The following is a 22,255-nucleotide window of genomic DNA, read 5'->3' as shown; positions in this document are numbered from 1 at the left end:
TCACTGGCGGGTTTTTATGAAGTGCCAAGCGTTTATTTGCTTAAGGCACTGGCAACATCAAGTGCCTGCTGACCAATAATCAAATGGAACACCTGATTACCCTGGGGCATTACACCTTCTACGCCAGCTACTTTTAAAGCAGCTTCATCAAGAAGTGAAACATCAGCCAGCTCTACACGTAAACGAGTTCCTGCAATAGCTTCCAGCTTGCGGATATTGGCAATACCACCCAATGCCGCCTGAATTTGCATGGCTTTACCATTGATGTCGCCTACGGAAGTTGCTGCTGCCGCCTGCACGCCCGCTGTTGCGGCTTGTTGCACAGGAGCAGTTACTGCATCCGCTTCAGGGCCAGCTACTTTCAGGTAGTTCACCATATCGGATTTCAGATTGTCTGATTGCGTACCAAAAATAGCCTGAATACCATTGCCCACCACCATCACACCGGCAGCACCCATGGCTTTCAGCTTAGGCTGATTCACTTTCGAGATATCTTTAACCGAAATACGCAAACGGGTAATACATGCATCCAAACCGCTGATATTGCTGCGACCACCAAAGGCCAGTACTAATTCACGCGCACGGCCATGTTCACTGCTATCCACAACAAGTTCTTCTGCGGTTTCGTCTTCACGACCCGGCGTTTTCAGATTGAGCTTCACAATCACAAAACGGAATACCGAGTAGTAAATCGCTGCGTAAACCGCGCCCAGAGGCAGAATTAACCACCAATTTTGCGCGTACTTACCCAGAGCATTAAACATCAGGAAGTCGATACCCCCTTGAGAGAAGCTAAAGCCCATATGGATATTGAGCGAATTAGCAACAAACTGGGTAGATGCGGCCAAGAAAGCGTGAATAACGTAGAGCTGTGGAGCTACAAATAAGAAAGCAAATTCAATTGGCTCGGTAATACCTGTCATAAATGATGTCAGCGCAGCTGAAATCATAATACCGCCGATCTTAACGCGGTTTTCAGGCTTAGCCGTATGCCAGATTGCAACTGCAGCTGCTGGCAGACCAAACATTTTGAACAAGAACGCGCCAGACAAGATACCGGCAGTAGGATCACCCGCAAAGAAGCGTGCAATATCGCCATGTACAGCAGGTTTGCCATCCACAACGTAATTACCAATTTCAAAGAAGAACGGTACGTTCCAGATATGGTGCAGGCCAAACGGCACCAGCATCCGTTCTACAAAACCATAAAGCGTTGCAGCGATGCGCGGATCCGCATATGCAGCCCATTGCGAGAAGCTTTTAATCACGCCCTGGATCGGAGGCCAAACCAGCGACAAGATTACGCCAACAAAAATCGCCGCAATACCGGTTGCAATCGGCACAAAACGCTTACCGGCAAAGAAGCCAAGGTAAGGAGGCAGCTCGATACGATAGTATTTGTTGAACAGGCCAGCAGCCAGAGCACCGGCGATAATCCCGCCAAATACACCGGTTTCCATTGCCTTCATGCCCATAACCATTGCAGGCTCTGTACCCAGCACAGGGGCCATTACGCCCATAGTTGCCAGCAGCACAACGTAACCAACAACCGCCGCAATAGCAGCAACGCCATCATTTTCGGTTAAGCCCAGCGCAACACCAATTGCAAAAATCAGGGCTAAGTTACCAAAAATCGCACCACCACCCGCTGCCATCAGGTGTGAGACCACATCCGGCAAGAAGGAAAAATTGGATGCACCAAATCCAAGCAACAGCCCAGCAACCGGCAATACTGACACCGGTAACATCAGCGACTTGCCGATTTTCTGTAAGAATGCAAATGCGTTCTTAAACATAATTTCTCCGTACGACCCAGCTCAGGCGCAAAAAGCCGCCAAGGCATCAATCAAGATTAAGACAGAATTTCCATATAACGCGGTGCTTCAGGGCCAATCAGCAAATGATAGACATGATTTGCAAAAGGCATCACAGCTAATACACCAGCCTGCTGTAAACGCTCTGCATCAAAACGGCTCTCATCAATCAAATCAACCCTTAAACGAGTCAAAGCCACAGTTTCTAAGGAGCGAATATTGCTCCATCCACCAAGGGCTGCCACCAACAGAATAGGAAAGCTATCGCTCATTGTATTTACTTTTTCCACTGTTAATTCTCACGTATGACATGTAATACCACAATCCGTAGAATACCGCATGAACCGTGAAGCAAGACATTGACCTATACGCTTGACAAAACAGGCCGCTTCCGGCCTGTTTTCAGCATAATTTAATCTGTTATTTGCTGGGCTAAGCGGGCACGAACTTCAGCCACAGTCCCCATTTGCAACACTTCTGCAGCCAGCTTCTGGCATTCCACTTTTGAAAGTTTACGAACCAGCGCTTTCACAGCAGGGATAGCAGGAACGCTTACCGACAACTCATCAACGCCCATACCAATCAGTAATGGAACCGCAGCCGGGTCAGATGCAATACCACCGCAAACGCCAACCCACTTGCCATGGGTGTGCGCGCCTTTCACTGTGTTGGCAATCAAACGTAATACGCCCGGATGCATGGCATCCGCTTCTTTAGCCAGTTTTGGATGACCACGATCCATAGCCAGTGTGTACTGAGTTAAATCGTTTGTGCCAATCGAGAAGAAATCCACTTCGCGGGCAAAAATCTCTGCCATTACGGCGGTGGCAGGTACTTCAACCATAATCCCAACCTGCACCTGAGCTGTAATGCCCAGAGCCGCTTTTTCTTCTGCAACGATACGCTTAACTTCACGCACTTCTTCTAAAGAAGTAATCATCGGGAACATAATGGCTAACTTGGCATGCTCAGCCGAGCGCAAAATCGCGCGGATTTGTGTATGCAATAATTCTGGCTCAGCTAGGCACAAGCGCACGCCACGTACGCCTAAGAATGGATTTTCTTCTACAGGCATAGGCAAGTAAGGCAGCGGCTTATCGCCCCCCACATCCAGCGTACGCACAACAAAAGTGCGGTCTTTACCCAGTGATTTAGCAATATCGCTGTAGATTTTGTCTTGTTCTGCTTCAGTTGGCGCATCGGTACGCTCAAGGTACAAGAACTCGCTGCGAAGTAAACCAACCCCTTCACCGCCCAACTTCACCGATTGCTGAGCTTCTTCAAGGCCACCAATATTGGCAACCACTTCAACACAGATACCATCTGTGGTGGTTGCCGGCTCAAACGCAGATTCCAATTCTTCAGCTTGGCGCTTGGCAAGCTTGACCTGGCGCTCACGGATACTGCTGATTTCCTCGCTGGAAGGATTTAAACGTAAACAGCCTTTGCTGCCTTCCAGAATCACAGGAGTGCCATTTGCCAATTGCAATGCGGCTTCTTCAATCCCACAAATTGCAGGGATATTCAGAGAGCGGGCCAAAATAGCAACGTGGCTGGTTGCACCGCCGCCAATCGTACAAAAACCAAGTACTTTGTTGCGATCCAGCGAGGCTGTATCGGATGGGGTCAGGTCTTCTGCAATCAGAATGGCATCATTTGGTACTTCAAGTGCCGCTTCTTTAATGCCCGCAATCAAACGCAAAACGCGGCGGCCAATATCGCGAATATCATTGGCACGGCCAGCTAAAACTTCATTTTTCAGCTTAGCAAGCTTATCTGCATAATTGGTAAACGCAGCGCGCCATGCAAATCCTGCGCTCTTACCCTGGCTGATACCGGCCGTTGCCAGATCCAGTAAATCAGGGTCTGACAATAATTCTTGGTGAGCAGCAAAAATTTCTGCTTTTGCCGGATCGGCAATCTCACCTTTTAACGCCTCAAGCTGTTGGTACGCCTCTTTCAACGCATTTTCAAGGCGGCGTTTTTCCAGCTCAGGTACATCACCTGATTCAACAACATCGATAACTTCTTGTTTAACCTGATAAATATGCCCTACTGCAAGACCAGGTGAGGCAGAAACACCCATCAGCATATTAGGATCATTCGATTTCAATGCAGCACGAGTTTGCGGCTTAGGCAAATGCTTTGCAGCAACTGGCGGCAACACGCCACCACACTCTTCACCGGAACCACTGGCAATCAGCTCAGCCAGAGCTTTTGCAGCCTGAGCTGCATCAGGACCGGTCGCTTTTACAAAGACTGAATCACCATGCTGTACTTCAAGACCCATAATGGAGACAACCGACTTAGCGTTTGCCTCGTCTCCGGCACGGACCAGTTTTAAATCAGATTTAAATGTTTTTGCTGTATTTGCTAACACCGCAGCAGGACGAGCATGCAAGCCTGTTGGGTTTGGCACAATCACAGCGGCAGATTGAATAGCTGCATCAGCAGCAACAGCCTGCCCCACCACGGTGGCACCGGCTAAATCCAGAGACAACACGATATCTTGGCCAGCAACGATCGTTTTTTTAATCGTTGGAATATATTTAACAACCTTATCGCCTGTAGTAATCACGATTTGGGTCAGCAAACTCAGTGCTTTGCGGGCAACCAAATCGGCATCAAACTCGATCAGAGGCTGACCCACTTTTACTTCAGCGCCTTCAGCCACCTTGGCTGTAAATCCTTCGCCACGCAGCATCACTGTATCTAGACCAATATGAATCAGTACTTCAATCCCAGCGGGAGTTGTGATGGTAATGGCATGTTTTGATGAATGCAGCTGAGTAACTTTACCCGCAACAGGGGCAAGCAGCAGGTTGGAAATTGGATCAATCGATACTCCATCACCCACCATTTTTTGCGCAAACACCGGATCAGGAACCGATTCTATCGCGACAACAACACCTGATAACGGTGCAAAAAGATCCAGCCGAGAGGCTTGAGTCGAATTATTCATGGCAACCTCATTATTGGGGGGCAGTGCTTGTAGAGACTCTATGTTGGCTTTATGGCCAATCGCGACGTAGTTTAGTGCGATGTCAAAAAAAATAACTGTGTATTTATTGCCTTTGTCATGGCAATAATTTGCGTTTTCTCATGAAAATCGTATTTTTGCCGCTTTGTTGCTGAGATGACCGCTTTTACTTTCCATTACTGAAAGACAAAAAAATCAAACTTACAAAAAAACATCATAACTATGGCTTCCGCCAAATTTTTTTTCCAGTCAAGATGTAATCTAGACGTAAATCCCAAGTATCTACGGGTAATTGCTCAAAATACTGCACATCAAATGCAAGGCCAACTAAGCGGGGCTTTTTCCAGCTTTGCCGCAAACGTCTGAATTCAAACGTGCAATCATAATAGCCCCCGCCTTGCCCCATTCGCGCAAGACTTGCATCAAACCCCAGCAAAGGTAAAAACACAATATCCAAATCGCGTGGCGAGCATATTTCACCACCCAAAGGCTCAAGAATATTTTGCGGCCCCAGTTTCCAACGATTTGTTGAATCTAAACGTACAAAACTTAATTTCCTTCCCCGCTTTGGCACTTTGGGCAGATACACATCTACTCCACACACTAATGCATTCAGCATTAACAACCAGGGAGAAAACTCACTTCCGGCAGGCACATACGCGGCGATTTTTAAACCCCGACGTAATAATCCCAACTGTTTTGCCATGGCAACAACAGCGGATTCTGCAGAATGTCTTTCTAAAGGGGGGATCAAAGCACGAGCGCGACGTATAACACGCCGCGCTTCGGATTTACCAGATTGACTATTGATATTCACGAATAGTGAAACAATGAAGAGCTTCCCGCGAGTGCCGTCCGACGAGCAATCTTGAACCGAAGGTTCAAGCGGTCACCGACCGGATGCCATCAGGTGCATCCAACGGGGGATGCTCACAACAGGCATACTCATGGCAGGCAACCAAAGTAATTATTGGTTCAGAGAGACAAGCCGTAACAAACACCGCAGGAAAGCATTGGTTTACAACAGCCGCAAGTCAGGAAAACAATTCAGTCTGTTCGCCCATCACTGCGTCTATCGTTGAATTCATGCTGGCAATTCTACGCTGAATTGTCGCAATGTCAAAACCCCCGTCTACCCGCGTATGCAAATATTCATGTGTGATATTCAAAGCCGCCATAATCGCTATTTTCTCAAGCCCTATCACCTTTCCAGAGGCCCGGATCTCATGCATACGCTGATCCAGCAGCTCAACTGCCTGTATCAGTGTAGCTTCTTCATCATCCGGGCACGCCACACGGAATTCGCGCCCCATAATAGAGACATCAAGCTGCTTAATCCCCGCGTCACTCATTCTGTATCCTCCGGCAGCTTAGCCAAAATAGCGGCAACTCTTTCTTTGCTGCCATCTATTTTTGCCAATAAGCCTTGGTTTTGCTGCTGTGTCAGCAATAACTTCTGACGCAAGCCTCGATTTTCATCGCGCAGCTCACGGCAAAGCAACGCGAGTTGAGCCACTTTGTCTTCAAGATTTAAAAGTTCAGCTTCCATCAACGACTTCCATAGGCAGCAGAGCAGACGAATTCTAAGGCACTTAAAGAGAATACGCCGCGCCGATAATGACTCTTTTCATTCTGTAAATTGTGTGCAACACCCAGTTTCGTTTACAAATCCGGATCTGGCAACTCAACTTCATCGTTTGGATCGTACACAGGCATTTCAAGGAAATCATCCGGCGTTTCAAGAGTAATACGCCCTAAAGTACCACTACGAAACTCTGTCAAAATCATATCTGCGGTCTTTTGCGTATCAATACGACCGCCCGACAGCATAGCGCCGCGCTTCTTACCAATAAGCTCAAACAACGGCTCTGCATCGCCTAATAAATCTTTCAATTTATAACGATCAAGCAGTAATTGTGGATAACGCTCTACCAAAGTTTCAATGGCATACAGCGCCACATCCACTTCATCATAAGCATTGCGGCCAATCGATCCCGCCATCGCTAAACGATAGCCTGAATCTTCATTTTGCACTTTTGGCCACATCAAACCAGGTGTGTCATACAAAATCATGCCTGCCAACGTTTCTACCCGCTGCTGCATTTTAGTCACACCTGGCGTATCAGCCACTTTTGCGATCTTACGCTTTGCTAAATGATTGATCAGTGTAGATTTACCCACATTAGGAATACCTACAATCATCGCCCGAAGTGGTTTTTCTTCACCATCACGATGCGGTGCAAGTGCCTGGCATAACTGAGGAATCAGCTTTGCACCCTGAATCTTATTATCTTCACCCAGTAACACGGCTTCAGTCCCTGGCTGAGACTTAAACCATTCCAGCCAAATTTTATTGAGCCTTGGATCTGCCAAATCAGCTTTATTCAAAACCTTGAGAGCAGGACGCTGCCTTAAGCGGCGCATCGGCTCAATCATGGGATTGCTGCTGGACAGTGGCAAGCGAGCATCAACCACCTCAATCACCAAATCTACCTTGGCCATGGTCTCTGCAACCTGCTTGCGGGCAGTGTTCATATGCCCTGGAAACCACTGAATCGCCATCGAACCCCTCCATCAAAACGGGCCATTATACGGTGAAAAATCAAACGATCCATCAAATCAACTACTTGGGCTGTGGATAAAAGTAAGTAGCACTGTGGAAAACCTTCAAGCCTGCAAAACCCAAAAAACTATCTCCAAATTATCCACAGGCCAAACATATTCCGCACCCAGCATTGTGGATAACTTAAGTTATTGAAAAAACAAGGAAAAATGACTTATCCACAGAAAACAGCTGCCCTTATTAGTTGTTCTTATATCTTTCTTCTTAAATGAAGTATTAAAAGAAAAAAAGTGTAAATAAATTTTCCAGCGCAAATCTTCCCAAAAATGTTCTAAAATCGCCCACTTGCATGTTCAGGAAGACAGCTATGAAACAATATTTTCGACATCTACTTGTTATCACAACCATCATAGCCATAGCTGGATACTTACTTTTTCAAACTCCTAATAAAAAAGCACCTGATATAAAATTAACCAGCATTCAAGGTCAAAACCTAAACCCGTCTGCATTAAAAAACCAAATCATATTGGTTAATTTCTGGGCAACAAGTTGCACAGGCTGTATTCAGGAAATGCCTGAATTAATTAAACTACAAGAAAAATATAAAAATAATAATTATAGAACTATTGCAATTGCTATGGATTATGACAATCCAGACTATATTGTTAATTATGTGGCAGAAAAAAAATTACCTTTCTTTATACAACATGATGTAAATGGAAAGATCGCTAAGGCCTTTGGAGATGTCGGATTAACACCCAGTACTTTTTTAATTAATAAGAATGGCGAAATTATTAAGAAATACGTAGGCGTTGCTGATATTATTGAAATTGAGAAATTAATTGAAAAAGAAATTAATAAATCAGTTTAAATTTACATTTAAAATCAAAGACTTACGGTGTTATTAATTATTGTATCTATTAAATATAAACAAAAAAAAAACGGCCAAAATGGCCGTTTTTTTTATATACCTAAAAAAGTACTTACTTTATTTGCATAAACACTTTCTTAGCAGCTTCAAGAGTAAATAATATATCTTGATCTGAATGTGCTGCAGAAACAAAACCTGCTTCAAATGCAGAAGGCGCTAAATATACTCCTTGCTTTAACATGCCATGAAAAAAGGCATTAAATTTAGAACGATCTGAATTCATTACATCTGCAAAAGATTGGGGAATATTTTCACTGAAGTAAAAACCAAACATTCCCCCTGAGCTTTGCGCAGAAAATATAGTGTTTGTTTCTTTCGCAATTTGAATTAAACCATTACATAATTTCTCAGTCTGAATAGATAATTGATTAAAAAAACCGTCTTCAGAAATCAGTTTTAATGTTGCTAACCCGGCTGCAACTGCAACTGGATTACCAGATAATGTACCTGCCTGATAAACCGGTCCTAAAGGTGCCAGCTTGGACATAATATCGCTGCGGCCACCAAATGCAGCCAGAGGCATACCCCCGCCAACAACCTTACCCAAGCATGTCAGATCTGGTTTCACACCATGCAAACCTTGAGTGCAGTGCAAATCAACCCTAAAACCGGTCATAACTTCGTCATAAATCAAAACTGCACCATATTTTTCAGTTAATTGACGCATCCCCTGAACAAATTCAGGGCTGGCTTGCACCATATTCATATTGCCAGCGATAGGTTCTACGATAATGGCTGCGATTTTATCGCCCATTTCTATAAACAATGCTTCCAGTGCAGCAACATCGTTATATGGCAAAACCAATGTATCGGCTGCAACTGACGCTGGAACACCTGCTGATGAAGGGTTTCCGAAAGTTAACAATCCAGAACCTGCTTTTACAAGTAAGCTATCTGCATGGCCATGGTAGCAACCTTCAAATTTCACTAATTTGTCGCGCCCAGTAAAACCACGAGCGAGGCGAATAGCGCTCATTGTGGCTTCAGTGCCACTTGAAACAAGCCGAACTTGCTCAATTGATGGCAACATTTCACAGATTAAATCGGCTAACTCTACTTCTGCAGCTGTTGGCGCTCCAAAACTCATACCATTTTTAGCAGCTTGAATCACCGCTTCAAGCACTTTAGGATGAGTATGGCCTAAAATAAGTGGCCCCCAAGAACCAACATAATCAATATAACGCTGATCATCTGCATCCCAAACATAAGCGCCTTCGCCTTTTTTAAAAAAGCGTGGTGTGCCACCAACAGAACCAAAAGCACGTACTGGCGAATTTACGCCACCAGGAATATGCTTTTGTGCGGCAGCAAATAATTGTTGGTTTTGATTCATGACGAAGTCCACAATAGAAAGCCACATCATAGCGCCATCAATCTTGTGCAGAAACCGCCATAGTCTTTTTGTTTATTGTTTTTTTGTATGACGTAGTCTTTTATTTTTTACTACGTAGTTAGCAAACGACAGATAAAAAAAGCGCCTTTTGCAAGGCGCTTATTTTTGATTAATGCTTCTTACCAGCTTGAATAAGGATGTTCTGAAAGATAGCTATTAAAGTATCGCGGATCATCTGATACTTCTTCATCTGCCCAAACGGGTTTGGTATAGCTTGCATCGCTGGCAGGTAATTCCAGCTCAGCAATAATCAGAGGCGCATTTTCACCATGAAATTCGTCGATCTCCCAAATATATCCTGCAAAATCGATTAAATGCCGTGTTTTATCCAGTGTGTTTGGGCACAGTGCTAACAATGCTTCTGCATCAGCAAAGGGAATTTCATATTCAAACTCTATGCGTTCGATCCCTGCTGTTTTACCTTTGATCGTGATAAATCCTTGCTCTGCACGCAAACGTACACGTACTACCCGATCTGGATCACTGGATAAATAGCCTTGGGCAATCCGGCTGGACTGATGCACTTCTTTACGCCAATCTTCATTACTTAATAAAAACTTACGTTCAATTTCTATAGCCATTATTCATTTTTCCCCAAAGCATTTAAAAGGGCTTTACTACAACCAAAATGACGCAAGCCGCTAAAACAAGCACAGGAATTTCATTAAAAAAGCGATACCAGCGATGGCTGCGAGTATTTTTGTCTGCTGCAAAATCTTTGCAAATCTTCCAGCAATAAGCATGGTAAGCAATTAAAACGGCTACAAGCGTGAGTTTTACATGCATCCAGCGCCAGCCTGCTCCCATATAAAAATCAAAGTAAGACCAAACCCAGATACCAAATATCAGCGCCAAAATACCTAAAGGCGTCATAAAGCGGATTAACTTATGCTCCATTAATTTCAGGCGTGCAATGGTTTCGCTATCTGTGCTCATGGCATGATTTACAAATAATCTGGGCAGATAAAACAGGCCTGCAAACCAACTGGTAATAAAAATAATATGCAGTGCTTTTACCCAGAGCATTAATTTTCCTTTTTATTTGGATATTTACGTGCAGCTGCATCGTATAAGCTTTGTACGGCTGGAATTTTGGCTTGCAAGTCTTGGATACGCGTTTGATTTGAAGGGTGAGTAGAGAGGAATTCTGCAGGCTGCCCTTTGCTAGCCGCAGCCATTTTTTGCCACAGGCTCACTGCTGCCTGTGGCTTATATCCTGCCCTTGCCGCCAGCTCTAAGCCCATTGTATCGGCTTCAGATTCATGTTCACGACTATTAGGCAGGAAGTAGCCTACTTGCATCAGCTCATCGGCCATGCCCATATAGCCATCATATTTGCCACCTGTCAGCAGGGATAAGCCTTGTATCGCCAGCTGTTTATTGTAGGCACTGCTCATGCGCTCTCGGCTGTGTTCTCTTAAAGCATGGCTGATTTCATGGCCCATAATCTGGGCAATTTCATCATCGGTGAGTTTTAGTTTTTCGATAATGCCGGAATAAAACATAATTTTGCCACCCGCCATGCAATAGGCGTTTAGTTCCGGGCTGCTTTCAACATTGACTTCCCATTGCCATTTGCTGGCATCCGGGCGAAATACGCTGGTTTGCGGAATAATTCGATTAGCAATTGTGCGCACTCTGGCTGTCATTTGCTTATCACTGTTGAGCACGCCTTTGCTTTGCGCTTTGTTCAGCGTTTCCTGATAAGACTGCCTAGCCATATTGTCGACTTGTTGCTCGGACAATAGCACGCTCATGCTTTGCTTGCGGTTGATCTGGGTTACGCCTGATTCTGTTGTATTTACCTGCTGACAGCCTGGTAATAAGGCTGAAAGTACAACAGCGCTAATCAGCTTTTTCATAGCTATCCTTTTAGATTTCTATCATCTCAAAATCATCTTTTCTTGCCCCACAATCCGGGCAAGTCCAGTTTGGAGGAACATCTTCCCAAGTTGTTCCAGCTGCAATGCCATCGTTTGGCATCCCTTCAGCTTCATCGTAAATAAAGCCACAAATGAGACACATATATTTTTTCATTCGAGTTACCTGTTAAGTAAGATAAAATTTCAATTTTACCTGATTCAGTGAATGTCCCCATGACTACCAGCCCCCCTATTGTGCTTGTATTTGCTGGTAATGATCCATCCGGTGGTGCTGGACTTGCAGCAGATATGCTTGCTTTATCATCCTTGGGTTGCCATGTGGCACCAGTGATTACTGGCATCGTTATTCAAGATAGCGCAGGTGAGCAAGATGTTTTACTTATTGAGAGCGAATGGGTAGAAGATCAAGCACGTTGCATTCTTGAAGATATGAAAGTGGATGCCATCAAAGTAGGCCTAATTGGCAGCTTAGAAACACTCACCGTAATCGCTGAGATAGCATCTGATTATCCTGAAATTCCACTGATATTAGACCCGGTATTTTTCTCTAAGGCTGGGGATCATTTGGCTAACGAAGAATTACTGGCTATGACGCGTGAGCTTTTATTGCCTCATACCACGCTGGTTACGCTAAATAGCATTGAAGCAAGACACCTTGCTTCGGATGATTTGGATGAGCAGGAAGATTTAACACTGGATATTGCGGCCAGCCGAATTTTAGATTGTGGTTGCGAATATGTACTCATTACCGGTGCTCATGAAAATACGCCTAAGGTCATTAACGCTTTATACAGTGATATGGGGCGGGCCAGCGTTGATACATGGGATCGTTTGCCTGGCAGTTTTTACGGAGCAGGCAGTACACTGGCTGCGGCATTAACAGGTGCTTTGGCCAATGGTGCTGAAATAAACGAAGCGGTTAAAGAAGGCCAGGACTACACCTGGCAAACACTGCAGGCCGCTTACCGGCCGGGCATGGGACAGCAGATACCTGATCGCTTCTTTTGGGCAAGGCCAGCTGATGACGTAACGATCACCCCGCTTGATGAGGCACTTTAATTGTTTCACGTGAAACATGACTAATCCCCCTTGCTTAAGGTTGGAAAAAGCGATTGATCGCATGGTGCGCGGCTTGGCTGCGCCTTTGCAATTGGCTGATTTAGCCGATGTCACTCATTACTCGCCATGGCATTTAGCCCACCGCTTTCAAAGTGAATATGGCGATAGCCCGCAGGCATTTTTATGGCAATTACGCTTAGAAGTTGCTGCATCGCTTTTGCAATGGTCACCACATTTATCCATTGGGCAGGTAGCCGATTTAGTTGGTTTTTCTTCACCAGCCACTTTCAGTCGCGCATTTAGCCGCAGCTTTGGTTTTACGCCCAGTGATTTACGTGCCGGGCGGGCTGTGGCAATTTGCTGGATTGCTAATAATTTAGGCGCAATGTCTTATCGGCCAGGGCCTGCGATTGTTGGTACTGATGTAGATCGAGTCTGGAGCTGGGATGAGGTTGAGGGCTGCATCGAATTAGAAGAATGGCCGACAGAACGAATGGCCTATCTGCGGGCTGTGGGCGATTATGGTTTTCATTTAGAAGAGTTTTTGGCCAGCTTTCAGGAGCAATGCCAAACGCTTGAGATTAAGGCTGATCGATGGTTTGGCCTAGTCTGGAGCGATCCTGCTACAACCCCTGCTGAGCGCCGTCGCTACGATGTAGCAGTGCCTGTCTCACGTCAATTTAAATTACCCAGGCTATTGGGTGAGTATCAGCGCCCTGCAGGACGCTGGGCTGTGTTTAGGCATATTGGGGAGAGAGCAGATATTGGCCCGCGCTGGCGTGATTTAATGTTGGTATGGCTGCCCTACTCGGGCTGGATGCTGGACCCGCAGCGGCCGCGGGTGGAGTGCTATTACGATGGCCGCTATGATCTTTGTCTGCCCCTTCTGCCAGGGCGCAGCATTCAGGACCGGCTGCCGGAGATTTTGCCAGAGCTGTTAAAGCTGGTGACGACGGTGGTGAATGATAAATAGAGTGCTTATTGCATCATTCTTAGGGTGGGTGATACCCATACGCTCTAACTAAAGTCAAAAGACCTATTTAAGTGCCTTCGGCACCTTGATTTTGGAGCGGTAGCCACCGCGGGGGCCTTCCTTTTTTGAACGGCCAAGAAACGAAGCCAAAGAAGGCCGCCCCACGAAACCCGAAGGCCCCTGCGCTGTGGACAGTCGGCGGCGGGCGAGACTCGCTCGTGCCTCGCTGCCTCTGGCCGAAACCCCGCCCTGCTTGTTCCTCGCTCCGGCGTGTTTCAAGGGGATTTTATAAAGCCCTATGCAAAGAGCTTGGTTGTTATGCTTTTTTCGCTGTTTGCTAATGAAAAAACAATTTAGTTAGCGAATATGGGGGTGCAATCTGCGAGCAATTTTGAATAAAGACGCGGGTTCCACCTACCCTATATATCATGCCAACACCAATGCCAAGGCTCATAAAGATAGCCGGATGGATTACCGCGTGGGAACGACAGGCTAAAACCAAAGCGTGCGGCGTTGAGGTTTAACCAATTAAATGCAGGGGTAGCTTCAAAGGCTTCTTCAACCACTGGCCCGCCGGGCTGGTAGATATCTACAGCCCGGCCGGTGTGGTGTTCGCTGCAGCCGGGCGGGGCAAGTACTTGTAAAATCTGCTCAATATCCTGCCCCTGCGATAACTTTCTTTGAATTAGCTCACACTGGCGGCTGGATGCCCGATACGCCGAGGCAATCTGAATATCAATCCCTTCTAGCCCAGCAGCAGCCTGCATCGCCAGCCATGCTGCTGCTGCACTTGGGGTGAGTTGCCATACACGGCCATCGCTGGCGATGGACACATCAATCAGCTCACTCGCTTCTTCAAAAAGCTGCAAGGGGCGATGATTAAGTAAATCGAGTGGAATACCTAAATCAGCCCAAGCCGCTGCAATCAAGGCGGACATTGCCATAATCAAAAACTCGGGAATTTTAGATTTGAGCTGATTGGCTTACCTTTACGTGCACGTTTTCCTTGGTAGGGAGCCATTTCATTGACATTCAGCTTCCATTCCACAGCTTTACCAGCCCTACCCGTACCATTGATTTGTAAAGTGACACCATCGCAAATTGTAATGGCCGAGAGCGTGTCTTTATCATCCAACGCCATGGTAATCACACCACGTCCACCACCTGTTAGTTGTTTAAACTCGCTAAAGGCAAACAGATGTAACTTGCCGCCTTTGGAGAGACAAGCAACTTGCGATGTTTCACGTGGAACAAAGGTAGAAACCTTAAGCAGCGTTTCACCTTCTTCTAGGTTCAGGAAGCTTTTACCTGCTTTTTGGCGGCTCATCAGGTTTTCAAACAAACAATAAAAACCATAGCCACTGGAATTGGCAATCACTAAGTGTTCTTGTGGTTTTGCAGCCAGCAGTTGAATAATTTGTGATTTAGCTGCCAGATCGACCAAGGTAGTAACAGGTACGCCATCTCCCCTGCCACCCGGAATCACCGAGGCTTGAATGCTGTACACCCGGCCATCGCTGGCAAACATCGCGATCGGGTCAATAGAGCGGCATTCAATAAAGGCCAGCATTGCATCGCCGTCTTTAAAACTTAGGTTTTGCAGATCAAGCCCATGGCCCTGACGTGCACGCATCCAGCCTTTTTCTGACAAGATAATCGTGACTGGCTCATCCACTACCGTGACTTCCAGCGAGGCACGCTCTGCTTCGACAATCAGCGTTCTGCGCGGATCGGCAAACTTCTTTTTATCCGCTTCAATTTCTTTAATGATCAGCTTTTGCATGACTTCTGGTGTAGCTAAAAGATGCTCAAGCTCGGCTTTTTCTTTTGCTAAATCGGCCAGCTCTTGTTCAAGCTTAATGCCTTCCAGTCTTGCTAATTGGCGCAGGCGAATTTCTAAAATATCTTCTGCCTGACGATCGCTTAAATTGAATGCTTCAATCAATGCAGCTTTGGGCTCGTCGCTATGACGAATAATGCGGATCACTTCGTCGATATTTAAGAAGACAATTAAGCGGCCTTCTAAAATATGCATACGATCATTCACCTGCCCCAGGCGATGCTCGGTGCGGCGGGTAACGGTATCAAAGCGGAAAGAAATCCATTCGGCAATCACTTGCTGCAGTGATTTTTGCCCAGGCCGGCCATCACGGCCGATGGTGACCATATTGATCGATAAACCACTTTCCAGCGCGGTGTGCGCCAGCAGCAGCTTCATCATATCGTCTGGATTTTGCCTTGATGATTTTGGCTCGATAACCAAGCGAACGGCGTTTTCCTTGCCCGATTCATCCCTCACCCTATCGATTAAAGACAGGATCAGCTGCTTGGTTTGAATCTGTTCCTGGGTCAGGGCTTTCTTGCCCTTTTTGATTTTTGGATTGCTTAAATCTTCAATTTCTTCCAGGACTTTTTGCGTGGAAGTACCATGTGGCAATTCATGAATCACAATCTGCCACTGGCCACGGGCTAAGTCTTCTTTGGTCCAACGGGCGCGTACTTTTAAGCTGCCCCGGCCATTTTCATAGGCCGTTACAATATCCTTGCGTGGCGAGATAATCTGCCCGCCTCCGGGTAAATCTGGCCCTTGGATATAGGTGAGCAAATCGCTGGTGGAAAGCGTGGGCTTTTTAATCAGCGCAATAGCCGCATCAGCAACTTCACCCAGATTGTGTGCCGGGATTTCCGTTGCCATCCCTACTGCAATCCCCGATGCACCGTTCAGCAGCAGCATAGGCAGGCGTGCAGGGAGCAGGGAAGGCTCTTGGAATGCGCCATCGTAGTTGGGCACAAAATCGGTGGTGCCTTTATCCAGCTCGCTCAGTAGCAGCTCGGCAATCGGTGTTAAGCGTGCTTCGGTGTATCGCATCGCTGCAGCACCATCGCCATCGCGGCTGCCAAAATTACCCTGACCATCGATCAGCGGATAGCGCAGCGAAAAGTCCTGAGCAATCCGTACCAGCGCGTCATAAGCAGATTGATCGCCGTGCGGGTGGTACTTACCCATTACATCACCGACAATACGAGCCGATTTAATCGGCTTGGCGTTAGCAACTAGGCCAAGGCCATGCATGGTGTAAAGAATGCGACGTTGTACCGGTTTTTGCCCGTCTTCCACTTGGGGTAAGGCGCGGCTTTTAATCACGCTCATTGCGTATTCGAGATAGCTTTTTTCTGCGTACAAGCCTAGCTGTACGGATTCGGCATCGTCTGGAGTAGCAGAGATCTGCGCTTCAACAAAACGGCGCGGGCCTTGATCTGCGATGCTTTCCAACTCGTCGGCATCATTAGGTTCTATATCGTGCTGAGTCATGGTTTCACGTGGAACATTTGAGGATGGGATTGTAGCTAATTATCAAGCCTGTACTCTGCATGCAAAATGTCACAATGTCCTTGCAACTGCTTGCAGAACAGTAGGGGCATTTGCTTTTAGTATGAGTGGGCCTGCATTGAAGGCAAGATAGTATGCCTAGATACTCGCCCGAATCTACTCACTTTTTATGTCTTGTATTATTTCTGTTGAAATTGACGTGTGTAAAAGGTGGAAAAAATAAGAATAATCCATGCAAAAAATAGCGTATTTAATTTTGGTTTTACTCTGGTCCACCACGCCCTTGGCGATTAACTGGAGCGTGCAAGGCGTGCCCTACTCTGCCGCACTCGCTTCTCGCTTTGGTCTGGCTGCTGTCTTAGCACTTCTTGTGCTGATCATTTGCAAGCAAAAAATACCTGCCAGCAGCTGGCCAGCCAGTGCCTGTGCTGGCATTGCTACCTCTTTGGCCATGCTCTGCGTTTATTGGGCATCACAAACCGTATCGTCTGGTTTAGTTGCGGTGCTGTTTGGTTTGATCCCTTTAGCTACGGCCGGTTTTTCATGGCTATGGCTGGGCTTAAAATTACGTCGCTTTGAAGTACTGGCCATGATGATTGGTATCACTGGCTTGCTGATTATTTTTGCTGAAAAGTTAAATTCAGCTGGCGTAGCAGGTGTGGCGGTGGTGCTGCTCGCGGTATTGATACAGGCTGCGGCGGCAGTAAAACTTAAAAAACTAGCCGCCGGGCAGTCGCCACTTGCGGTGAATGCAGGGGCATTAAGCATTGCAACGGTGGTGCTGAGCGCAGTGTGCGTATGGCAAACCGATGTCACAAATTTAACTTTTCCTAGGCAAAGCTTCGTTGCAATTGCCTATTTAGCGGTGTTTGGCTCGGTACTGGGCTTTAGTTTGTATTACTGGCTGATCCGCGAATGCAAGCCAATTACTGTGTCACTTATTTCACTGATTACGCCTGCGACGGCTTTATGGATGGGATACAGCTTGAATGGCGAAGAAGTTTCGGGGTCTTTGATTTGGGGAACGGCGTGTATTTTGCTGGGGCTGGCGGTGCATTTGCTGGCGCAGAAAGGGAGGGGGTAAATTAAGGGCGTACCGCGAAAACCCAATTCTTGGACCATGGAGGTCACAGTGAACACGGAGTTTCACGGAGAAAATCATTTGATCAGTTTAGGTTTTTCTGTGGGTGCATAATATTTGCAGGGCGGACACGCTATTGTGTCTACCCTGCAAATTTTTGTATTTCAATATTTTGGTATGCAAAGAGGCAAATAAGAAAGCAGTTTTTGAGTAGCGCCCCGGTGTGCACTGGCAAAGGTTTTGCCTGCTTGCCCCATGGCTTTGCACTCATCTGCATGGGCAAGCAAATACTTGGCTTGCTGGATGATGGCTTGGGCGTCATCGCCCTGCCATGCGGCTTGGCTGGCGATGGCTTCCGTTGCGGCCTGACTAAAGTTGTAGGTAGATGGGCCCAGTAATACGGGTGTACCTAGGGCGCAGGCTTCTATCAGGTTCTGGCTGCCAAAGGGCAGGATGGAGCCGCCGATAATGGCCAGATCGCTTGCGGCGTAGTAGCGCGTCATTTCCCCCATCGAGTCACCTAGCAAAACTTGCACATGGCTTGCTACAGGCCCCTCATCCCATGCACTGCGCCTGAGCAGTGGTAAACCACGGGATTCTATAAGCGTAGCAACTTCATCAAAGCGTTGTGGATGGCGTGGTACCAAAATGAGTAGCATTGATTCTGGCCAGTTTGCCAGAGCATCAAGCAGCAGTGTTTCTTCACCATCCCGGCTGGATGCAAACAGCAGCACATTGCGGGATCCAAAGTTGGAACGCCAGCTTAGCCCATGGCTGATGGCGCTTTCATCGGGCAGATTATCAAATTTGATATTGCCAACAATATGCGTGTTGCTGCTGCCTAATTGCTTTAAGCGTGCGGCATCCATTTCGCTTTGTGCCAATACACCGGCAAGGCGAGCTACAGCAGGCTTGATGAGTGAGCTGACTTTTAAATAGCCCTTGAGCGATTTTTCGGATAAACGCGCATTGGCTAAAAATAAGGGCATCTTGTGATCTGCACATGCATGGATCAGATTCGGCCAGATTTCGGTTTCCATCAGTACGCCAAAGCTGGGCTGAAAATGCTTTAAAAAGCGCCCTACTGCGCTGGGATAGTCATAAGGCAGATAGATAATTTCGGCTAAGTCGGCAAATAACTCTTGCGCGGTAGCACGGCCTGTTGGCGTCATGCAGCTGATTAAAAACCGGTGCTGTGGATAGGCTGTTTTCAGTGCAAAGATTAAGGGCGCTGCCGCACGGGTTTCGCCCACGGATACTGCGTGCAGCCAAATTAGCGGCGCGCTATTTGCTGTACTCTTATAAAAGCCCAGCCGCTCTAGCCAGTGCTGGCGGTAAGCAGGCTGGCGTCCAGAGCGTTTGAGCAGATATAAAAAGATGAGAGGAAAAGCGCAGCAGAGTAGAGCGCGATAAAGCCAGCGGCTCATGCTCTATCTCCAGTTCGATTTGTTAGATGGTGGGTAAACTGAGCCATGCAACGTAGCTTCTCGCGGCTCATTTCATGCCATCCAGCGTGGCTTGCCAGACAGATTCCAAGCTGGGTGGTGCACCATTGCTACCTAAATTAATGGCATAGCTGCTGGCCAGAACGCCGGTGAGCTGCGGATCGGATGCACAAAAAATAGCGACTACAGGCACAGCAACGGCTGCAGCAAGATGGGCAAGCCCAGTATCTACTCCCACCACAATCCGGCTGGATGCCAGAAGTGATGCCGCTTCGGCTAAGTTCATCTTTGGCGGGCAAACCGCATTGGGGATGGCGGAAGCCAGACGCAGGCTGCGTTCTTGCTCTTGCTCATTACCCCAAGGCAGCACGCTGCTGATTCCCATTGCATTCAGGCGTGTACCCAGCGTAATCCAGTTTTCTTCTGCCCATTCTTTATCGCTGCGGCTGGTTGCAGAAAGCAGTACCGCATAGCTTTGAGCCGGGCACCATGGTAAATCAAGCTGTGGAATATTCAGGCCATAATCGATGGTGTCATTAATTTTGTAGTTAAACACCTGCGCACTCAGCTGGCGGTTTCTGAGAATGGCGTGCTGATTACGTGGCACAGCATACTTGTGCTGATACGCTAGGCTGGCTAAGCCTTCCCTTGCTGATGCTTTGTCGTAACCGCTAATTGGTCCAATGGCTTGTTTGGCAATAAAGGCACTTTTAATTAAGCCTTGTGAATCAATAATTAAATCATATTGGTAATGGCGTAATTTGCGGCGAAAGTGAATAAATTCTGCTTTTGATTTAAGCGGTGCTTTACGCCAACGTCTTAATGCGGTGGGAATCACCGTACGTACTGCAGGGTGTAAAGCGGGTAAGGCCGCAAAGCTCTCTTCTACCACCCAATCGATGGCAATGTCGGGCCGGTGCCTTGCTAAATCGCTAAGAGCAGGAAAATTATGAATGATGTCTCCCATCGAGGAGAGACGAATAATGAGGGTCTGAAACATGGCAGCATTCTACCCGCACTTGCTTTATAAGAACTACACTGACAAAGACGCATTGTTACTGGATTAGTTAATAATGATCGATAAAATCATACTTTTTATACCTTGGGCATTGGCGCTGCTGATGTTTGGCTTATGGCTGCGGAGCGAGCGGATACGCCGCATGCAGAAAATAAAGCTCACAGAATTAATCGGTAAAGATCCTCTTACTGGTTTATCCAGCAGGCGGCATTTTTTGGATATTGCCGCGCGTGAGATTAATCGCAGTCAGCGTTTTTCTAATCCGCTTAGTGCTTTAATTATTGATGTTGATGATTTACGAAACCTGAATAAAACATATGGCCAGATTGGAGGTGATTTGGCTTTACAGCATATTGCTCAAGCCTGCAGGCAAAGTGTTCGGGATTTTGATCTGATTGCTCGTTTTTCAGGCGAAGAAATTGCCCTGCTGCTGCCTGATACTCCTCTTGACGGCGCCATTGTTGTTGCAGAGCGCATCCGGAGAAAAGCAGAAGAAAAAAGAATCATGATGCCCGATGGTCTGGAGTTCGCCATGACTGTATGTATTGGCGTGGCGCAGACTCAGACAGAAATGGATAGCACAGAAGATTTATTATTAGCTGCAGATACTGCATTACAAAAAGCAATGACAACAGGTCCGAATAAAGTGATGTATTAATGCTTTAAGTCAGACGCCCTCTACTCTCTGCTTGCATGATGAATGTGCATCGTCTACGGTGCATTCTTTTTGCCTGGCCCCTTCTATGTCTACTCCAAATCAAGTGCTTGCTTCTGCCGCACAACTTCATCAGGCCCAATTAACTAAGCCGCAGGGCAGCTTAGGCAAGCTTGAAGAGTTGGCAATCTGGTTTGCTGCGCGCTCAAATTCGGCGATGCCTGCCCGCTTGCAGCCTGCGATTGTGGTTTTTGCTGCTGATCATGGTGTGGCTGCCGAAGGGGTATCTGCCTTCCCTGCTGAAGTTACCGGGCAAATGGTGGCTAATTTTGTGGCGGGTGGTGCTGCAATTAGTGTGCTGGCGCGTGAAGCTGGGGCAAGTTTGTCTGTTGTTGATGTGGGTGTAGCCAGCAATTACGCGGTAACGGCAGGCAGCAGTGCCCAGCTATTTAGAGTGCCTGTGCGTGCCGGTACTGCAAATTTGCGTCTTGAGCCTGCAATGAGTGAACAAGAATGCAATAAGGCATGGGCTATCGGTGTGGGCAGTGCACAAGAAGGCCTGGTGCGCAGCAAAACGCTTTTGATTGGCGGCGAAATGGGTATAGGCAATACCACCGCTGCTGCGGCGCTGATTTGTGCGCTGACTGATATCGATCCGATAGACATTGTTGGCCTTGGCACAGGCATTACAGCCCAAAGCCGTGAGAATAAAGTTCAAGTGGTCAAAGACGCACTGGCCCGTGCCCGTGCTGCAGGTGCCGTGACTGCTAAAGACTGGCTGATGCAAGTTGGCGGTTTAGAAATCGCCGCTCTGGCGGGTTTTTATACTGGCGCTGCCGAAGCGGGCATTCCGGCTTTACTCGATGGCTTTATTACGACAGCTGCTGCGCTGGTGGCGGTAAAGAATAAGCCTGAAGTAGCCGATTGGCTGCTGGCCAGCCATTGCTCCGATGAAAAAGGCCATCGTCATGCGCTGGCGGCCTTGCAGCTAGAGCCCATCTTGCAACTGGGCCTGCGTTTAGGCGAAGCCAGTGGTGCTGCACTCACCCTCCCCCTTATCCAAAGCGCCCTCGCCCTGCACCGCGATATGGCCACGTTTTCATCAGCAGGAATTACGACAAAGTAAGCG

At 47.2% G+C, this 22,255-nt stretch carries 22 protein-coding genes and 1 other RNA gene; 6 read left to right on the top strand and 17 right to left on the bottom strand.

Annotated elements, in window-relative coordinates:
* Positions 1 to 32: 32 nt before the first annotated feature.
* The 8 genes from ptsG to ylqF form a co-directional block, all read right to left on the bottom strand.
* The gene (gene ptsG / locus DYD62_RS16940) at positions 33 to 1,796 is read right to left on the bottom strand and encodes a PTS glucose transporter subunit IIBC (RefSeq protein ID WP_115228592.1); all 1,764 of its coding nucleotides are present in this window, start codon (positions 1,794 to 1,796) and stop codon (positions 33 to 35) included.
* Between the two features lie 56 nt (positions 1,797 to 1,852).
* Complete coding sequence (locus DYD62_RS16935) at positions 1,853 to 2,086, bottom strand: PTS sugar transporter subunit IIB (RefSeq protein ID WP_115228591.1); 234 nt, start codon at positions 2,084 to 2,086, stop codon at positions 1,853 to 1,855.
* Between the two features lie 140 nt (positions 2,087 to 2,226).
* Positions 2,227 to 4,776, bottom strand: a complete 2,550-nt coding sequence (gene ptsP / locus DYD62_RS16930) for a phosphoenolpyruvate--protein phosphotransferase (RefSeq protein ID WP_115228590.1) — start codon at positions 4,774 to 4,776, stop codon at positions 2,227 to 2,229.
* A 238-nt stretch (positions 4,777 to 5,014) separates the two neighbouring features.
* Positions 5,015 to 5,611 (bottom strand): 5-formyltetrahydrofolate cyclo-ligase, encoded by a 597-nt coding sequence (locus tag DYD62_RS16925; protein ID WP_165928774.1) that lies wholly within the window; start codon positions 5,609 to 5,611, stop codon positions 5,015 to 5,017.
* Between the two features lie 18 nt (positions 5,612 to 5,629).
* A non-coding RNA gene (ssrS, locus tag DYD62_RS16920) (6S RNA) lies at positions 5,630 to 5,806 on the bottom strand.
* A 22-nt stretch (positions 5,807 to 5,828) separates the two neighbouring features.
* Positions 5,829 to 6,146, bottom strand: coding sequence for a cell division protein ZapA (locus DYD62_RS16915; protein ID WP_115228589.1), 318 nt, complete (start codon positions 6,144 to 6,146; stop codon positions 5,829 to 5,831).
* Positions 6,143 to 6,343, bottom strand: coding sequence for a hypothetical protein (locus DYD62_RS16910; protein ID WP_099396757.1), 201 nt, complete (start codon positions 6,341 to 6,343; stop codon positions 6,143 to 6,145). The genes DYD62_RS16915 and DYD62_RS16910 overlap by 4 nt, the downstream gene beginning before the upstream one ends.
* 113 nt (positions 6,344 to 6,456) lie before the next feature.
* Complete coding sequence (gene ylqF / locus DYD62_RS16905) at positions 6,457 to 7,356, bottom strand: ribosome biogenesis GTPase YlqF (RefSeq protein WP_099396758.1); 900 nt, start codon at positions 7,354 to 7,356, stop codon at positions 6,457 to 6,459.
* A gap of 368 nt (positions 7,357 to 7,724) precedes the next feature.
* On the opposite strand from ylqF, the gene DYD62_RS16900 reads away from it, so the two are divergent.
* A complete protein-coding gene (locus DYD62_RS16900; RefSeq protein WP_165928775.1) occupies positions 7,725 to 8,228 on the top strand; it encodes a TlpA family protein disulfide reductase in 504 nt (167 codons plus the stop codon).
* 112 nt (positions 8,229 to 8,340) lie between these two features.
* On the opposite strand, the gene hemL is transcribed toward DYD62_RS16900, so the two are convergent.
* The 5 genes from hemL to DYD62_RS16875 all read right to left on the bottom strand — a co-directional run bounded on the left by hemL (position 8,341) and on the right by DYD62_RS16875 (position 11,718).
* Entirely contained in the window at positions 8,341 to 9,621 is a 1,281-nt protein-coding gene (gene hemL, locus DYD62_RS16895; protein WP_115228920.1) for a glutamate-1-semialdehyde 2,1-aminomutase, read from the bottom strand.
* A 179-nt stretch (positions 9,622 to 9,800) separates the two neighbouring features.
* Positions 9,801 to 10,262: a CYTH domain-containing protein gene (locus tag DYD62_RS16890; protein WP_115228587.1), complete on the bottom strand. Its 462-nt coding sequence runs from the start codon at positions 10,260 to 10,262 to the stop codon at positions 9,801 to 9,803.
* A 22-nt stretch (positions 10,263 to 10,284) separates the two neighbouring features.
* Complete coding sequence (locus DYD62_RS16885) at positions 10,285 to 10,707, bottom strand: CopD family protein (protein WP_115228586.1); 423 nt, start codon at positions 10,705 to 10,707, stop codon at positions 10,285 to 10,287.
* Positions 10,707 to 11,543 carry a M48 family metallopeptidase gene (locus DYD62_RS16880; RefSeq protein ID WP_115228585.1) on the bottom strand — a complete coding sequence of 279 codons (837 nt, stop codon included), beginning with the start codon at positions 11,541 to 11,543 and terminating at the stop codon, positions 10,707 to 10,709. The genes DYD62_RS16885 and DYD62_RS16880 overlap by 1 nt, the downstream gene beginning before the upstream one ends.
* Positions 11,544 to 11,553: 10 nt before the next feature.
* Positions 11,554 to 11,718 carry a rubredoxin gene (locus DYD62_RS16875; protein ID WP_115228584.1) on the bottom strand — a complete coding sequence of 55 codons (165 nt, stop codon included), beginning with the start codon at positions 11,716 to 11,718 and terminating at the stop codon, positions 11,554 to 11,556.
* Between the two features lie 59 nt (positions 11,719 to 11,777).
* Between DYD62_RS16875 and thiD the strand changes: the two genes are divergently transcribed.
* Both thiD and DYD62_RS16865 read left to right on the top strand, forming a co-directional pair.
* A complete protein-coding gene (thiD, locus tag DYD62_RS16870) occupies positions 11,778 to 12,623 on the top strand; it encodes a bifunctional hydroxymethylpyrimidine kinase/phosphomethylpyrimidine kinase (protein ID WP_115228583.1) in 846 nt (281 codons plus the stop codon).
* Positions 12,624 to 12,639: 16 nt separating this feature from the next.
* Positions 12,640 to 13,596 carry an AraC family transcriptional regulator gene (locus DYD62_RS16865; protein WP_115228582.1) on the top strand — a complete coding sequence of 319 codons (957 nt, stop codon included), beginning with the start codon at positions 12,640 to 12,642 and terminating at the stop codon, positions 13,594 to 13,596.
* A 419-nt stretch (positions 13,597 to 14,015) separates the two neighbouring features.
* Here the strand turns inward: DYD62_RS16865 and DYD62_RS16860 are convergent, their stop codons facing one another.
* Together DYD62_RS16860 and parC are read right to left on the bottom strand one after the other, a co-directional pair.
* Positions 14,016 to 14,534 carry a M15 family metallopeptidase gene (locus tag DYD62_RS16860; protein WP_115228919.1) on the bottom strand — a complete coding sequence of 173 codons (519 nt, stop codon included), beginning with the start codon at positions 14,532 to 14,534 and terminating at the stop codon, positions 14,016 to 14,018.
* 8 nt (positions 14,535 to 14,542) lie between these two features.
* Positions 14,543 to 16,909 (bottom strand): DNA topoisomerase IV subunit A, encoded by a 2,367-nt coding sequence (gene parC, locus DYD62_RS16855; RefSeq protein WP_115228581.1) that lies wholly within the window; start codon positions 16,907 to 16,909, stop codon positions 14,543 to 14,545.
* A gap of 250 nt (positions 16,910 to 17,159) precedes the next feature.
* On the opposite strand from parC, the gene DYD62_RS16850 reads away from it, so the two are divergent.
* A complete protein-coding gene (locus DYD62_RS16850; protein WP_115228580.1) occupies positions 17,160 to 18,011 on the top strand; it encodes a DMT family transporter in 852 nt (283 codons plus the stop codon).
* A 161-nt stretch (positions 18,012 to 18,172) separates the two neighbouring features.
* Here DYD62_RS16850 and waaA read toward each other — a convergent pair whose 3' ends face one another.
* The gene (gene waaA / locus DYD62_RS16845) at positions 18,173 to 19,435 is read right to left on the bottom strand and encodes a lipid IV(A) 3-deoxy-D-manno-octulosonic acid transferase (protein ID WP_115228579.1); all 1,263 of its coding nucleotides are present in this window, start codon (positions 19,433 to 19,435) and stop codon (positions 18,173 to 18,175) included.
* A 67-nt stretch (positions 19,436 to 19,502) separates the two neighbouring features.
* Positions 19,503 to 20,453, bottom strand: coding sequence for a lipopolysaccharide heptosyltransferase I (gene waaC, locus DYD62_RS16840; RefSeq protein WP_115228578.1), 951 nt, complete (start codon positions 20,451 to 20,453; stop codon positions 19,503 to 19,505).
* 73 nt (positions 20,454 to 20,526) lie between these two features.
* Here waaC and DYD62_RS16835 point away from each other — a divergent pair, with 73 nt between their 5' ends.
* Together DYD62_RS16835 and cobT are read left to right on the top strand one after the other, a co-directional pair.
* Positions 20,527 to 21,129, top strand: a complete 603-nt coding sequence (locus tag DYD62_RS16835) for a GGDEF domain-containing protein (protein ID WP_115228577.1) — start codon at positions 20,527 to 20,529, stop codon at positions 21,127 to 21,129.
* Between the two features lie 85 nt (positions 21,130 to 21,214).
* Positions 21,215 to 22,252, top strand: a complete 1,038-nt coding sequence (cobT, locus tag DYD62_RS16830; RefSeq protein ID WP_115228576.1) for a nicotinate-nucleotide--dimethylbenzimidazole phosphoribosyltransferase — start codon at positions 21,215 to 21,217, stop codon at positions 22,250 to 22,252.
* Positions 22,253 to 22,255: the final 3 nt, after the last annotated feature.

The sequence above is a fragment of the Iodobacter fluviatilis genome, assembly GCF_900451195.1.
In the GTDB taxonomy this organism is placed as follows: domain Bacteria; phylum Pseudomonadota; class Gammaproteobacteria; order Burkholderiales; family Chitinibacteraceae; genus Iodobacter; species Iodobacter fluviatilis.
Note: the sequence above shows the minus strand (reverse complement) of the source record. Positions and strands in the feature narration are given on the sequence as shown.